Source organism: Amycolatopsis rubida (genome assembly GCF_900115345.1).
Taxonomy (GTDB): domain Bacteria; phylum Actinomycetota; class Actinomycetes; order Mycobacteriales; family Pseudonocardiaceae; genus Amycolatopsis; species Amycolatopsis rubida.
Genome location: NZ_FOWC01000001.1, coordinates 661,956 through 676,378, shown reverse-complemented (window position 1 = coordinate 676,378; position 14,423 = coordinate 661,956). Strand labels below are relative to the sequence as shown.

General features: G+C 68.7%; 16 protein-coding genes. 7 read left to right on the top strand and 9 right to left on the bottom strand.

Annotated features, from left to right (window positions below):
- The first annotated feature begins 44 nt into the window (after positions 1–44).
- Positions 45–1,043 carry an acyl-CoA dehydrogenase family protein gene (locus tag BM362_RS03390; protein ID WP_067578678.1) on the top strand — a complete coding sequence of 333 codons (999 nt, stop codon included), beginning with the start codon at positions 45–47 and terminating at the stop codon, positions 1,041–1,043.
- On the opposite strand, the gene BM362_RS03385 is transcribed toward BM362_RS03390, so the two are convergent.
- A complete protein-coding gene (locus BM362_RS03385) occupies positions 1,040–1,282 on the bottom strand; it encodes a hypothetical protein (RefSeq protein ID WP_067578803.1) in 243 nt (80 codons plus the stop codon). The genes BM362_RS03390 and BM362_RS03385 overlap by 4 nt on opposite strands.
- A gap of 78 nt (positions 1,283–1,360) precedes the next feature.
- A complete protein-coding gene (locus BM362_RS49845; RefSeq protein ID WP_280142706.1) occupies positions 1,361–1,495 on the bottom strand; it encodes a hypothetical protein in 135 nt (44 codons plus the stop codon).
- A gap of 181 nt (positions 1,496–1,676) precedes the next feature.
- Here BM362_RS49845 and BM362_RS03380 point away from each other — a divergent pair, with 181 nt between their 5' ends.
- From BM362_RS03380 to BM362_RS03370, 3 genes are read left to right on the top strand one after another with little or no spacing between them, the layout of a single operon-like run.
- Positions 1,677–2,444, top strand: coding sequence for an ESX secretion-associated protein EspG (locus tag BM362_RS03380; RefSeq protein ID WP_067578680.1), 768 nt, complete (start codon positions 1,677–1,679; stop codon positions 2,442–2,444).
- A gap of 32 nt (positions 2,445–2,476) precedes the next feature.
- Entirely contained in the window at positions 2,477–2,896 is a 420-nt protein-coding gene (locus BM362_RS03375) for a hypothetical protein (RefSeq protein WP_067578681.1), read from the top strand.
- Positions 2,893–4,071 (top strand): hypothetical protein, encoded by a 1,179-nt coding sequence (locus tag BM362_RS03370; protein ID WP_093572173.1) that lies wholly within the window; start codon positions 2,893–2,895, stop codon positions 4,069–4,071. The genes BM362_RS03375 and BM362_RS03370 overlap by 4 nt, the downstream gene beginning before the upstream one ends.
- Before the next feature lie 57 nt (positions 4,072–4,128).
- Here the strand turns inward: BM362_RS03370 and BM362_RS03365 are convergent, their stop codons facing one another.
- The 4 genes from BM362_RS03365 to wzm all read right to left on the bottom strand — a co-directional run bounded on the left by BM362_RS03365 (position 4,129) and on the right by wzm (position 7,594).
- Entirely contained in the window at positions 4,129–4,593 is a 465-nt protein-coding gene (locus tag BM362_RS03365; protein WP_143132370.1) for a hypothetical protein, read from the bottom strand.
- Between the two features lie 320 nt (positions 4,594–4,913).
- Complete coding sequence (gene glfT1 / locus BM362_RS03360; protein WP_067578687.1) at positions 4,914–5,822, bottom strand: galactofuranosyltransferase GlfT1; 909 nt, start codon at positions 5,820–5,822, stop codon at positions 4,914–4,916.
- Positions 5,822–6,637 carry a galactan export ABC transporter ATP-binding subunit Wzt/RfbE gene (gene wzt, locus BM362_RS03355; protein WP_067578689.1) on the bottom strand — a complete coding sequence of 272 codons (816 nt, stop codon included), beginning with the start codon at positions 6,635–6,637 and terminating at the stop codon, positions 5,822–5,824. Before wzt ends, glfT1 begins: the two co-directional genes overlap by 1 nt.
- Before the next feature lie 3 nt (positions 6,638–6,640).
- A complete protein-coding gene (gene wzm / locus BM362_RS03350) occupies positions 6,641–7,594 on the bottom strand; it encodes a galactan export ABC transporter permease subunit Wzm/RfbD (protein ID WP_067578690.1) in 954 nt (317 codons plus the stop codon).
- Positions 7,595–7,708: 114 nt separating this feature from the next.
- On the opposite strand from wzm, the gene BM362_RS03345 reads away from it, so the two are divergent.
- Both BM362_RS03345 and BM362_RS03340 read left to right on the top strand, forming a co-directional pair.
- Complete coding sequence (locus tag BM362_RS03345) at positions 7,709–8,974, top strand: polysaccharide pyruvyl transferase family protein (protein ID WP_067578692.1); 1,266 nt, start codon at positions 7,709–7,711, stop codon at positions 8,972–8,974.
- A gap of 80 nt (positions 8,975–9,054) precedes the next feature.
- On the top strand, positions 9,055–10,200 hold the full coding sequence (locus BM362_RS03340) for an epoxide hydrolase family protein (RefSeq protein WP_067578694.1): 1,146 nt from the start codon (positions 9,055–9,057) through the stop codon (positions 10,198–10,200).
- Here BM362_RS03340 and BM362_RS03335 read toward each other — a convergent pair.
- The gene (locus BM362_RS03335; protein WP_067578696.1) at positions 10,197–10,775 is read right to left on the bottom strand and encodes a bacterial proteasome activator family protein; all 579 of its coding nucleotides are present in this window, start codon (positions 10,773–10,775) and stop codon (positions 10,197–10,199) included. The genes BM362_RS03340 and BM362_RS03335 overlap by 4 nt on opposite strands.
- A 100-nt stretch (positions 10,776–10,875) precedes the next feature.
- Here BM362_RS03335 and BM362_RS03330 point away from each other — a divergent pair, with 100 nt between their 5' ends.
- Positions 10,876–12,075: a cysteine desulfurase-like protein gene (locus BM362_RS03330; protein ID WP_093572170.1), complete on the top strand. Its 1,200-nt coding sequence runs from the start codon at positions 10,876–10,878 to the stop codon at positions 12,073–12,075.
- Positions 12,076–12,126: 51 nt separating this feature from the next.
- On the opposite strand, the gene BM362_RS03325 is transcribed toward BM362_RS03330, so the two are convergent.
- Both BM362_RS03325 and ypfJ read right to left on the bottom strand, forming a co-directional pair.
- Entirely contained in the window at positions 12,127–13,104 is a 978-nt protein-coding gene (locus BM362_RS03325) for an NAD(P)H-quinone oxidoreductase (RefSeq protein ID WP_093572169.1), read from the bottom strand.
- 20 nt (positions 13,105–13,124) lie between these two features.
- Entirely contained in the window at positions 13,125–14,057 is a 933-nt protein-coding gene (gene ypfJ, locus BM362_RS03320) for a KPN_02809 family neutral zinc metallopeptidase (protein ID WP_093572168.1), read from the bottom strand.
- Between the last annotated feature and the right edge of the window lie 366 nt (positions 14,058–14,423).

Sequence of the window (14,423 nt, the reverse complement as noted above, 5' to 3'; positions counted from 1 at the left end):
GTTCGGCGGGACGCCCTTTTTGTCTTTTTGGGTAGCTTGGTTTCATGGCCGACCTGGTTTCCCGCGCGCGGGCTCTTGCCGACGATCTGTTGTTTCCCGCGGCCGCCGAGGTGGACCGGCTGGGCGTGGTGCCGCGGTCGCATTTCGACACGCTGGCCGAGGAGGGTTTCTACGGTCTCGCCGCACCGGATTCCGGGGTGGACCTCGATCAGCTGGTCGGGGTGCTCGAAGCGCTGGCCGGCGGGTGCCTGAGCACCGCGTTCACCTGGCTGCAGCACCACGGTCTCGTCGCCGGGCTGGCCGCGACGGACCGGGAAGACCTGCGCGAGCGATATCTGCCGGACCTGATCAGCGGACGGCTGCGCGCGGGCGTCGCGTACGCGGGTGTGATCCCGACGCCGCCGAAAGTGCGGGTCCAGCGCGTTGACGGCGGCTATCGGTTCGACGGCGAGGCACCGTTCGTGAGCGGCTGGGACGCGATTGACCTGCTGCAGTTGTCCGGCCGCGACGGCGACACGGTGGTCAACGCCCTGGTGTCGCCGATAGTCGGGCACAGTCTGGTCGCCGAGCCGTTGACGCTCATGGCGGCGCAAGGCACCGCGACCGTACGGCTGAAGCTCGACAATCACTTCATTCCGGACGAATCGGTTTTCGCCAAGGTCGGCTACGACAAATTCGTGGCTGGCAATACGTTTGCCTCGCGGCTCAACGGATGTGCGCCGCTTGGCCTCGCCGAGCGCTGTGCCTGCTTGATCGAGGCGGCCGGCGAGGAGGAAACGGCGACGGCGTTGCGGTCCGAGCAGGACGAAATCCGCCGTCGGCTGAACGCGGGTCTCGCCGATCCGGCGACGCTCCCGGCCGCCCGCGCGGCCGGTGCCGATCTGGCGTACCGCTCAGCAGGCGCGCTCGCCGCCGCGACGGGCAGCCGCGCGGTGCTGGCCGGGGCGCACGCCGGCCGGCTGGTCCGCGAGGCGACGTTCCTGCTCGTGGCCGCGAGCAGACCGGAGATCCGCGCCGGACTGCTCGCCCTCGCCCGTCGCTAAACGGACAGGCCGAATTTGCCCTTTCGGCTCAGATCGTCCACGTAAGCGGCGGCCACGTGGACGAAATTTACCGAAACAGTGTTGCCGTCCCGGGTTTCCAGTGAGTGGACGCCGCCGTGTTTCAGGAGGTCGGGGAGCTTTTCCTGAACAGCCGAGGAACTGTCGGCGGTGAGCGGGAAGATCAGCGGCTCGCCGCCCGCGGAGAGGTGCAGGACCAGTGCTGGTTTGGGATCTGCCATGAATCCATGGCAGCAGCGGGTGATCATCGGCGGCAAGAGCGGTTCGCCGACAGCGGATCCGCTCACAGCGGAAGCGGGCTAGGCGGCTTCCGCGAACCGGTCCGCGACGGTGCGGGGTTCGCGGCCGAGAAACTCGGCTGACAGCGGGCCCGATTCGGCGAAATAGCCAGCGCGGGTGGCCTGGCACCAGGTGAGCCAGCTGCTCCGGGACACCGCACTCGCCCTCAAACACCGCGAACCGCCTCCCCAGGACGCCTACGACCGTCGCACCACCTACTTCATGAACGGAATCCGAACACCACGCTCCGGATGACGCGCCCTTGGCGCCGATAGCCGCGACAGTGCGGAGTGGACTACGGTTTCGCCGGGGACAGACCGGATTTAGGGGTGGGTCGTGCCGTACACGTTGACGCTGTCACCGGCAGCGGTGGATCTCCTGCTGGCCGAACTCGGACTCGGCCGCGCGCCAGTGCCGTTCGTGGTGCCGCACATCGGCATCACCGGCGAGGAACGCGCCGCGGTGCGCGACGCCGTCTTCCGCGACCTCGACGGACGTGGCCTGCTGCGGCGCGGAACCGTCGACGACGACGTCCAGATCGCGCTCGCCACATTCGCCCAGCCCGGCCTCGCCGTGTCCGCGGCGGCCAAGCTCGGCGAGGAGCAGCTGTTCGCGCGCGTGGCGTCCAATGGCCAGTTCGCGGTGCTCGTCTGCCAGCGGGACGGGATGTTCACCTTCGAGGAGGTCCGCCCGACCGGCATCGTCCCGGCGATCGTCGACCTGCTGCCGCTCACGCCCGCCGCGCCGGGGCAGTCGGTGACCGTCGCGCGTCCGGCGAAGCAGCCGGTCCGGGGCGACGCGTACGACCCGTTCGCCGGGGTCAGCGGCCCGCGCACGCACAATCCGCAACTGCGGGCGGTCCAGCGGATCTTCGAGAAGCCGAGGCTGGCAGTCGGCCAGTTCACGCCGTACGTAAGCGAGGGCAACGGCCACGAGCGGGCGCTGCCGTCGCTCGTGTGGTTCGACACCGAACTCGGCCGCTACCTGCTCAGCACGCGCGATTCCAGTGACGGCAACCGCTGGCTCACCTACGCGCCGGCAGACAATGCCCGTCTGGCCCAACAACTGTTCACCCAGCTTGAAGGCTATTCGGCAAACGCCTGACCGGAGCGGCTCGCGTCGGTAAACTCCGGCGCATGAGCACTGATCCGCTGGCGGCAGGCGGGCTGAACGCCAAGGGCATCGCCGAAGCCGCTGCCGAAACGCACAAGCTGGCCGGCACCGCGAAAGCCGGCGGGTTCAGCATCGACGGCGACGCGCTCGGTGACCTGCGCAAAGCGCTCACCGACATGGTCACGCGCCTCGAACGGCTCAAGCCGCAGACGCAGGCGCTGACGACCGCGCCGAAGCTCGGCAGCCACCCGTACGGGCACACCGTGGCCGAACACGACCGCAAGAGCGGAGCCGACGCGCCCGGATCGGCGCTGGACGTACTGGACCAGTTCGGCCGGATCCTGAAGGAGGCCGACGAGGCCCTCGCGCGCGCCGGCGGGGTCTACACCGAGAACGAGAGCCAGGCTATCGACTCCCACCGCACCGTGAAGGGCACCGAATGAGCACGCCGCAGCCGGGGCTCGCGCCGTCGGACGCCGACTACCTCGGGCACCCGCACCAGCAGCTGAAGTCGTACGTCGAGGCGAATCTCGACGTGGCGCAGGTTTCCTCGGTGTCGCACGCGTACACCGAGGTGCAGAAGGCATTCGAGGAGTTCGCGACGCAGCTGGGCGAGGCCGTGAAGAAGGCCGCGCACGCCTGGAGCGGCGAGGCAGCGGCCGGTGCGCAGGCGTATTTCGTGAGCCTCGCCGAATGGGCCGAGGCGAATGGCCAGAACGCGAAGCTGGCCGCGCGGATCGTCGAGGAACAGGCGTCCGCCGCGCAGGCGGCGAAGCACTCGATGCCGGACGCGGTCCCGTTCGACTGGTCCGAGGAATTCGACAAATGGTCGCACGCGAGCCCGCTCGAAATGAGCAATGAGATCGACGCGACCCTGAAGAAGCAGCAGGACAGCCGTTCCGCGCACGAGCAGGCCGCGGAGACGATGTCGAAATACGACGCTTCGCTGCACGAGACCGGGTCGAAGCAGCCGACTTTCGGGCATCCGCCGAAGTTCGGGGTCGCCGCTGGCGGCGGTGCCGCGGTGGCGATGCCGACCGGTCCCGAGCACCACGACGCTGCCCCTGCCCCTGCCCCTGCCCCTGCCCCCGCTGTGGCTGACGCTGGTTCGGCTTCCGCGGGTGCCGGTGGCGGCAGTGCTGCGGCTGGGCACACGGCCAGCGCTCCGACGGTCAGCGGCCCGAGCCAGTTCACCGGTGCCGTGCACCAGCAGCTGCCGGACCCCAGCACGACGGCGGCGGGCACCGCGCCGGCCGCGGCGCAGGCCGCCCCGAGCGGCGGCAGCGGCGGTGCCTCCGGCGCGGGCATGGGTGCCATGCCCATGGGCGGCATGCCGATGGGCGGTGGTGGCGGAGGTTTCGGCGCCGACGAGGAACACCAGAGCAAGGTCGGCCGTGGCGGCGGCTCGTTCGGCCCCGGCGACGGCGCGATGGAGCCAGGAGCGGCCGATGTCGCGGCCGGCGGAATGGGCGGCGCTCCGGCCCGTCCGGGCATGGGCTTCGGAGCCCGCCCGTACGACGACAGCCTCAACCAGCCCGCGTTCGTGATGGAAATCGAAGACGAGGACGAGGTGTTCGGCAGCGGGCATCGGTCCGCGCCGCCGGTGATCGGGGAGTAGTCTGGAGGTCCGTTGTGGACGGTGGATGAGCGAACTGTCCACAACGGACTGGCTGGGCTAGTCCGTTGTGGCGACCCAGCTCCGCATCATCCCGAGCGCGCTGTTCACCGCCCTGACTCCGTCGCGGAACCCTTGGATCGAGTTGCGCGGCGGTGCGCTCATCGCTTCCCAGCGGCCGCATCTGCACGAGAAATCGTTCAGTATTCCTTCCGTGGTCGACAGCGGCGCGGTGAACTCCTCGACCGAACCGATGGATTTACGCTCCTCTTCGAGTTGGGCACGCATGATCTGATCGGTCTTGAGGATCGTCGTCTCGAACCTCCGTGCTTGATTCTGGAAGTCGATGCCGAACGGCGGCAGTTCGGCCGCCACCTCCGGCATCGTCTGCTCGACTTCTTGCTGGAAGAGTTCGAGAGCTTCGCCGCCCCGTGCGCGTCGTCGTCGTGTCCGGGGCGGCGTACTGGAGAGCGCCTGCTCGGCGGCGGTGACGGCTTCGACCAGTTGAGTGGCCAGCGCGGTCATCGTTTTGCGCCAGGTTGCCGATCCGGGTCCGTCGGTCCAGGTTTCTTTCATCAGGCCGGTGGCGCGAAGTTGTACCGCCGCGTTGTAGAACGCCAGCAGCTCTCTCCCCAGCCGATCGTCTCGCGATCGGCGAAAGACCAGGTGCCGGAGAGACTCGTGAAAGGCTTGATGAATTCGAGTACAACGTCGTCAGCTTGCGCGTAGCTGAGAAAAACCCGAATGGGAGGTTCGGCCGGTTCCCGCATCCGCGGAACGTATTCCGCAGCCGCTTCGAGACGCAACGAGCCTGAGCTTTGTCCAGGTTCTGTCAAGAAGCCCGGTCAGTACCGGTAAAACTTCTCCGCCCGGCCCTGCCGCACCAGCTTCAGCCACTGCGCGAATGCCTTCGGGTCCCGCTTCACGCCCACGAAATACAGGCCGAAGCGCAGCACTTCCAGCGCCCCGATCTTCCGCATTCCCGGCTGCGACAGCAAATACCCTCGGTTGCGGTAGGTGTAATACCGCTTGACCTCGTTCTCCGGGTCCTGCGCGTGGAACTTCCCGCCCAGCATCGGCTTGAACTCGTCCGAGCCGTCGGGGTGCAGGTAGGTCGTGCGCAGCGACGTGCCGAACGGCAGGCCGCTGCGCACCAGGCGGCGGTGCAGTTCCACCTCGTCGCCGCGGAAGAACAGGCGCAGGTCGGGCACGCCGGTGACGTCCAAAGTGGACGAGCGGAACAACGCGCCGTTCATCAAAGACGCGATGCCCGGCAGGAAATCCGTGCCCAGTTCGGCCGACGAGCGCTTCCAGGTGAGGCCGCGGCGCAGCGGGAACGCCAGTTTCGCCGGTGCGTCGATGTTGGCCACCACCGGGGAAATCTCGGCGAGGCCGCGCTTTTCGGCCTCCTCCAGCAGGATTTCGAGCACGTGCTCGTCCGCCGGACGGCCGTCGTCGTCGGCGAGCCAGACCCAGTCCGCGCCGAGCGACAGTGCGTGCAGCATGCCGAGCGCGAAACCGCCCGCGCCGCCGAGGTTCCGGTGCGACGGGAGGTACGTGCAGGGCAGCGGGTAGGCCTCCACGACATCCCGCGCGGACTTGTCCGGGCCGTTGTCGACCACCACGAGGTGGTCGACCGGGCGGGTCTGGGCGGCGATGATCTTCAGCGAGTCCGCGAGCAGCTCGCGCCGGTGCCGCGTGACCACCACGCCGACGACGGCGCCCTCGGGCAGCTCTCGCGTCTCGCCGGTCATCATTCCCCGCCGTTCGTGGTGGTCGCGGGCTCGATGCCGAGGCGCTCGAGACCTTCCTGGCTCATGTTCTCGAACGGGTCGCGGCCCTTGTACTCGGTGAGCACCTCGCGCAGCGAACCCTGCTTCTTGAGGTGTCCCTCGTCCATCCAGATCGCCGAATCGCACAGTTCGAAGAGGAACTCGTCGGAGTGGCTCGCGAACACCAGGATGCCGGACCGTTTGACCAGGTCCTTGAGCCGGTCGCGGGCCTTGTTGAGGAACGCCGCGTCGACCGCGCCGATGCCCTCGTCGAGGATCAGGATCTCCGGGTCGATCGAGGTCACCACGCCGAGCGCGAGCCGCACCCGCATGCCGGTGGAGTAGGTCCGCAGCGGCATCTGCAGGTAGTCGCCGAGTTCGGTGAACTCCGCGATGTCCTCGACCCGCTTTTCCATTTCCTTGGCGCTCATGCCGAGGAACAGGCCGCGGATGATGATGTTTTCCTCGCCGGAGATCTCCGGGTCCATGCCGATGCCGAGGTCGAACACCGGCGCGATCTTGCCGACGATCCGCGAGGACCCGCGGGTCGGTTCGTAGATCCCGGCGAGCAGCCGCAGCAGCGTGGACTTGCCCGCGCCGTTGTGCCCGACGAGACCGACCCGGTCGCCCTCGCGGAGGCGGACCGACACGTCGTGCAGCGCTTCGATGATCGGCACCTTCTGCTCGGTGCCGATCTTGCCGCCGACCTTGCCGAGCACGCGCTTTTTCATCGAACGCGTCTTCGCGTCGAAAATCGGGAAGTCCACGTACGCGTTGTGGACGTCAATGCTGACCATCTGTCACACCCAATACGAGACGCGGGACCGGTAATTGCGCATAGCGAGGAGTGCGAGCGCCCATCCGACGACGGTGATGCCGCCGACCACGACCCAGCTGGTCCAGCTCACCGCCTGCCCGATGAGCGGCGACCGCACCACCTGCATGTAGTGGTAAAGCGGGTTCAGCTTGATGATCGGCAGCGCCCACGACGCGCCGTCCCGCGCGCCGCCGGACAGCAGCTGGTCGACCGGCCAGACGATCGGGGTGCCGTAGAACATCAGCTGGATCAGCGAGTTGATCAGCTGCGGAATGTCGCGGAACCGGGTCGAGATGATGCCCAGCAGCAGCGCCGCCCAGCCCGCGGTGAGCGCGAGCAGCACGAACCCGGGAATGGCGAGGAAAATGTTCCAGCTCAGGCCAGGATGGCAGAACTTGTCCGGTACGCACACGCCGTCTTTCGTCCCGAGGGAATACGGGGCATCGAGCGCCGAGAAGAAAATGATCAGCAGCACGACGTAGACGATCATGTTGTGCGCCAGCAGCAGCGTCTGCCGCCAGATCGTGCGCAGCACGTACACGCTGATCGGCGCGGGGACCTGTTTGATCAGCCCCTCGTTCGCGATGAACGTCTCCATGCCTTCGGTGAGGCAGCCCTGGATGAAGCCCCAGATGATGAAGCCGGTGGAGAGGTAGGGCAGGAACACCTCGATCGGCGTCCGGAACAGCTGCGAGTACAGCAGGCCGAGACCGAGTGCGATGACGCCCTGGCTGATGGTGATCCAGAACGGCCCGATGATGGACCGCCGGTACCGCTGCTTGATGTCCTGCCAGCCGAGATGGGTCCACAGCTCGCGGGAGGCCAAACCGGTCTTGATGTCGTCGATCGCACGCCCGAACGTCTTGCTGTCCGACGACGGTGGAACCGGAGTCGAGACATCGGGTTCGGCTGCGTGAACCGTGCTGGTGGCATGCACGTGGACGAGGGTACCGATGGGACGCGGCGGGCTAGGCCCGACCCGTCGCGCGGCCGCTCCAGTCCTTCTCACCCGTGCTGACTGACAGAGTGTGCGCGACGTTACGATAAGCCAATGCCGGTCCCCGAAATCAGCACTTCGCACCCGGAGTCTGTTTCTTCGCGTGCGCAGTATCACCTGGTCGCACCTGTGGGCCACCCCAACTACGGTGACGAACTCATCACCGCTGGCTGGCTGGGTTATCTCGCGGAGACAGCCCCGGACGCCGACGTGTGGGTGGACACTCACTCGCCGGGGCCGGCGAGTGTCCTGCTCGACGGCATTCATCCGCGGGCGAAGTTCACCGACACTTTGTGGCGGCTGTGCTGGGAGGCTCCGGACGAGGATCCGTGGCGCGCCGCGGCCTGGGTGCGCGACGCGGTGCACAACCCGGGCATGATGCCGCGCCTGCACCACAGCGTCGAACTGCTGGCGAAGGCCGACGTGGTGCACGTCGTCGGCGGTGGATACATCAACAAACTGTGGCCCAAGCAGATCGGCTTGCTGGCGGGCGCGGTCGCCGCGGTCGAACGTTCCGGCGGCCGGGCGGCGATGACCGGACAGGGCTTGCAGCCCGTCTGCGAAGGTTCGGTCCCGCTGCTGAAGGCGCTCGCCGACCGGTTCGAGGTGGTCGAGGTCCGCGACGGCGCGTCAGCGGATCTGCTGGGCAGGCCGATCGGCCTGGACGACGCCTTTCTCGCCACCGGGCCGGACCGGTACGACCGCTCCGAAGACCTGCCCGAAGTGATGCTGTGCCTGCAGTCCGACCTGGTCGAGGTCGGTATCGGCGCGGTGGCCGGCGCGGTGCTTTCCATGCTGCGCGCATGGAAGACGGACCCGGCGAAGATCGGCGTCGTCGAGGGTGTGCCCCGAGTCGATCGCGAAGTCTTTTCGTTGCTTGAGCGCGAATTGCCGGGTGCGCGGTTTTATCCGTTTTCGCACATTTGGACGCACGGTCTTCCCGTCGGGCCGGAACAAACCTGGATCTCCACCCGATTCCACATTCACATGATGGCGGCCGCGGCCGGGGCCTCCGGCGTCGCGGTGAGCATCCACCCGGACTACTACGCCACGAAGCACCGCTCCCTGGCCGAGCTCGGATCGAACTGGACGCTGCTCGAAGACCTCTCCCAGGTCCCGGACCGCCCGACCGCGGGCGGCTACGCGGCCGAGACGCTGGCTGAGTTCAAGAACAGCAAGCGGAAGATCGCCGAACAGGTTTACGCGCCAGTCGTTCGCCCGGTCGCAGAGGAGCCGGAACCGGAGCCGCAACCGGAGCCGCTGGTGCACGAGGAGCCGCCCGCTCAGCGGCGGCGGTGGGCGCGGCGGATTCGAAACTGAACGGACGGGATGCCGTTCCGAGGACGCGTCGGCGCGGATTGAGGACCCGGACGGTCCTCAATCCCGACTAGCTTTTCCGGATGACCGAGACCCCGTTCCGGATCCGCATCCCGCAGTCCGACCTCGACGACCTCCACCGCCGCCTCGCCGACACCCGCTGGCCCGACGCCTTCGACGACCCGGCATGGGAGCTGGGCATTCCGGTGTCCGAAGTCCACGACCTCGTCGACTACTGGCGCCTAGGCTTCGACTGGCGGGCGCAGGAAGAACGCCTCAACGGCTTCCCGCAGTTCACCACCGCCCTCGACGGCACCAACATCCACTTCCTGCACCTCAAATCCCCCGAACCGGACGCCGTCCCGCTGCTGCTCACCCACGGCTGGCCCGGCTCGATCGTCGAATTCCTCGACCTCATCGGCCCCCTCGCCGACCCCCGGGCGTACGGGGGCGATCCGGCCGTCGCGTTCCACGTCGTCGTTCCCTCCGTGCCCGGGTTCGCCTTCTCCGGTCCGACGCCCGACCGCGGCTGGGGTCCGGCGCGGACGGCGCGTGCGTGGGCGGAGTTGATGACTCGCCTCGGGTACCACAACTTCGGCACGCACGGCGGCGACTGGGGCGCGTTGATCTCCCGCGAACTCTGCGTCCAGTTCCCCGAGCGGATCATCGGCGCGCACGTGACGATGCTGCCCTCCGCGGTAGCGCGCGAAGCGGCGGACATAGCCGGGCTCAGCGGGGACGAGCTGGCGAAAGGGCAGCGCTCGCTGGAGAAATCACAGGCCTTTCAGCGCACAGGCGTCGGCTACGCGATGATCCAGTCCACCAAGCCGCAAACGCTTGCGTACGGTCTCACCGACTCCCCGGCGGGCCAGCTGGCCTGGATCGCCGAGAAGTTCCGGGCTTTCTCGAATGCCGACCACGACCTGATCGACCGCGACGATCTGCTCGCCAACGTCTCCATCTACTGGTTCACCCGCACCGCCGCCTCGTCCTCGCGGATCTACGCCGACCAAGACGTCCAGTGGGGTGCGCCGCTGCCGGAGTCGGCTGTGCCGACTGCCGTCGCGGTGTTTCCGGACGACATCGGGCTTCCGCTCCGGCACCTGGCCGAGCGCACCGACCGGATCGTGCGGTGGACGGAATTCCCGCGCGGCGGGCACTTCCCGGCGCTCGAAGAACCCGACCTGGTGATCGGTGATCTTCGAGCGTTCTTCTCCGCGGAAAGTTAGAGGTACTGCCCAGTCCCGGTGATCCCGTGCCCGTGCCCCTCACCCGGCTGCCCAACAGATCCCGACGAGCCCGCGGGCAGGCCCCGGCGCATCTGCTCCAGCTGCACCCGCGCCGCCATCTGCTGCGCGAACAGTGCGGTCTGGATGCCGTGGAACAGCCCCTCCAGCCAGCCGACCAGCTGGGCCTGCGCGATCCGCAGTTCGGCGTCCGAGGGCGTCTCGTCCTCGGTGAACGGGCGCACCAGGCGCTCCAGCTCCTCGCGCAGTTCGGGCGCGAGGGCCTCCTCCAGTTCGCGCACCGAAGTCTGGTGGATCTCGCGGACCCGGTTGCGGCTGGCGTCGTCCAGCGGTGCGGCGCGGACCTCCTCCAGCAGCTGCTTGATCATGGTGCCGATGCGCATCACCTTGGCCGGTTCTTCGACCAGGTCGCCGACGGACTCGTTTTCCTCGCCCTCGGGTGCGGCGTGCGCGGTGCCGACCGGGACGCCGTCCGGTCCGACGACGACCACGCGCGGCGCGTCCGCGTCCCCGGCTGCGCCCGTTCCCCCGAAGTTCGGCTCGCTCATATGCTCCATCCCCGTCGGTTGGCGGTCCTGCCCCGAGCCTAGCGGCCGTTCGGGCAGTTCTGCCCAACCCCGCGGCAACCGCGAAACCGCACGTCCGTACGGTGTCCCCATGGCGTTCGACGTCGCTCGTATCCGTGGGCTCTTCCCCGCGCTTGGCGACGGCTGGATTCACTTCGACGGCGCCGCCGGAATGCTCGTGCCCGAACAGGTCGCTTCGGCCGTTTCGACGGCTATGCGGGCACCGGTGTCCGGGCCCGGCGGAGCATTTCCGGCCTCCCAGCGGGCGGAAAGCATCGTCACCGCGGCCCGCCGGGCCGTGGCTGATCTGGTCGGGGCGGACCCGGCTGCCGTCGTGCTCGGCCCGAGCGCGCCGGTATTGCTGCGCAGGCTCGTCGACGCGCTCGCCGAACGGTGGACGATCGGCGACGAGGTCGTCGTCTCCCGGCTCGACGAAGAGGCCAACATCGCACCCTGGCGCCGCGCCGCGAAACGCGTCGGCGCGGTCGTGCGCTGGAGCGAGATCGACATCGAGACCTGCGAACTGCCCGCGTGGCAGTACGAGAACCTCGTGTCCGCGCGGACGAAAGCGGTGTCGGTGACGCTGGCGTCCGGGTCCGTCGGGACCCGGCCGGACGTGCCGACGGTGATCGAATTCGCCAAGCGCGTCGGCGCGCTGGTGGTGGTCGACGCGACCTACGCCGCTCCGTTCGTCCCGCTTGACCTGCAAGAACTCGGTGCCGACGTCTTGGTCGTCTCCGCTCCCTCGTGGGGCGGACCGGCAGTCGGCGCGCTCGTGTTCCGCGAGCTGGAACTGCTGGAACGCATTTCGTCGGTGTCGCTCGACCCGGCCGCCACCGGTCCGGCTCGGCTCGAACTCGGCCCGCACGCGTACCCGCTGCTGGCCGGGGTCGTCGCGTCCATCGACTACCTCGCCGGCCTCGACGACGCCGCGACCGGTTCCCGCCGCGAACGTCTCGTGACGTCGCTCGGCTCGGCCAAGTCGTACCACGCGGGCCTGCTCGCGCAGCTGTCCACGGAACTGCGCTCGCTGCGGCACGTGATGGTGATCGGCGACGCGATGCGCCGGATCCCCGCCCTCGCGTTCGCCGTGGCAGGCGCGAAAGCGTCCCAGGTCGCGGAATACCTGGCGTCGCAAGGACTCTGCGCGTTCGCCGACGACGGCACCAGCGGCGTGTTCGCGTCGCTGGGCGTCGGCGAGGTCGGCGGAGCGGTGCGGATCGGGCTCGCGCACTACTCCAACGTGTTCGAGATCAACCAGCTGGTGCGGGTGCTCGAAGAACTGCGCTGACCCCCTCGTGCGCGTTTATCCCGGTGAGAACCGCGACAAACGCGCACGAGTTCAGGACTTCGCGGCCAGCAGAACCTTCCCGAAAATACTGCCCTCCTCGAGCATCCGGTGCGCGGACGCGGCCTCGGCCATCGGCACCACGTCGCCGACGATCGGCTGCACCGAACCCTGTTCCACCAAGGGCCACAACCGTTCCCGGACGTCCGCGACGATCGCCGCTTTCTGGTCCAGCGGGCGGTTCCGCAGCCCGGCCGCGAACACGCTCGCGCGTTTGCCCAGCAGCTTGCCGATGTTCAGCTCGCCCTTGATCCCGCCCTGCATGCCGATGATGACCAGCCGGCCGTCGGCGGCGAGCGCGTCGACGTTGCGGTCAAGGTACTTCGCGCCCATGTTGTCGAGGATGACGTCGGCGCCCTTCGTCTCGGCGCGCAGCACCTCGACGAAATCCTGGTCCTTGTAGTTGATCGTGATGTCCGCGCCGAGCTGGCGGCAGCGTTCGAGCCGCTCGGGCGAACCCGCGGTGACCGCGACGGTCGCGCCGAGCGCCTTGCCCACCTGGATCGCGTGCGTGCCGATGCCGCCCGCGCCGCCGTGCACCAGCAGGACCTGGCCCTCGCCGAGACCGGCGTGCATCACGACGTTCGCCCACACCGTGCAGGCCACCTCGGGCAGCCCGGCCGCGGTGACCGTCTCGATTTCGGCGGGCACCGGCAGCAGCTGTCCGGGCGGGACCGCGACGCGTTCGGCGTACCCGCCGCCGGCGAGCAGCGCGCAGACCTCGTCGCCGACCTGCCAGCCCTCGACGCCCTCGCCGAGTTCGGCGATCGTGCCGGAGCATTCCAGGCCGAGGATGTCGCTGGCGCCTGGCGGCGGCGGGTAGTTGCCTTGCCGCTGCAGCAGGTCGGCGCGGTTGACCGCGCTGGCCGCGACGTCCAGCAGGACCTCGCCGGGACCGGGTTCCGGCTCGGGGACCTCGGTCCATTCGAGCACGTCAGGGGCACCGGGTTCGCGGATAGTGATCGCGTGCATGCGCCCGACTGTATCCCGGGTCAGCCGAGATCGTTGGTGCTGAAGGTGTTGCAGCTCGCGGGCTGGCCGGTGCGGTACCCGGTGGTGAACCACTTCTCGCGCTGCGCCGAGGTGCCGTGCGAGAAGCTCGACTTGTCGACGTGGCCGTTGCCGAGGTTCTTCTGGATGTAGTCGTCGCCGATCCGGGACGCGGTGTCGAGCGCGCGCGAGATGTCGTCCCGCGTGACGTCCTGGACCAGTGGTTTCCCGGAGCTGGTCGGGGTCGTGCTGGCGTGATTGGCCCAGACGCCCGCGTAGCAGTCGGCCTGCAGTTCCAGCCGGACCGAACCGGACGTCGGACCGGTGCCGGTGCCGCGCTGGGACGTGCCGGTGAGGTTCTGCACGTGGTGGCCGTATTCGTGGGCCAGCACGTAGGCCTCGGTGAACAGTCCGCCCTGCGCGCCGAAGCGGGTCTTCAGCTCGTTGAAGAACGACAGGTCGATGTACACGTACGAGTCGGCCGGGCAGTAGAACGGGCCGGTGTCCGACGTCGCACCGCCGCAGCCGGTGCGCACGCCGCCGGTGAAGAAGCGGGTCGTCGCCTTGCGGTAGGTCTGGCCGGAACGGGAGAACTCCTGCGTCCAGTAGTCCTGGATGGAGTTGACGATCGCGACGATCGCGCAGTCGTGGTCGCGGTTCGCGTCGGCTCCGGTCTTGCACTTCTTCGCGAGCGTGCCGACGTCCACCTGCTGCCCGGACTGGACGTCGCTGAGCCCGATCCCGCCCGCCGCGGGCGAGGTCCCGGTGCTGGGAACGCCGCCGAACTGGGAAAACAGGAAGTAGATGACCAGGCCGACGAGACCGAGTCCGCCGCCGCCCATGGCCACGCGGCCGCCGATGCCGCCGCCTCCGCCGCTGCCGCGCATGTCCTGGATCTCAGAGGCGTCCAGATCCGCGTTGTCGTCGAATCGCACGCGGAAAGGGTAGCCGCAAACCTGGAAACGAGGCTGGGTGCGGCCCCGCGCTGGGGGCCGCACCCAGGTACTACCGAGGTTTCGTTGACAGCGGTTGGCCACCGGCGGGCTGGCGTCCGGCGCTGCCTTCGCGGTGCCGAGGCCGCGAAGAGAAGCAGCGGAATGGTGACGCCGGTGCGCGTAGCCGATGGCGGAGCGCACAAGGTGCTCGTGCTGTTCGCAATCGCGACCGAACCGGAACGGGGCCGTGCCGATCGCGGGGTCACAGCGGGCGGTCAACCGCGGGAACTACCTGCCATGCCACCACCTGGCCCTTCCCGGGGGGAGACCGGGGCCGGCGTGCCCTTCGGCGCGCTCCGGGATCCT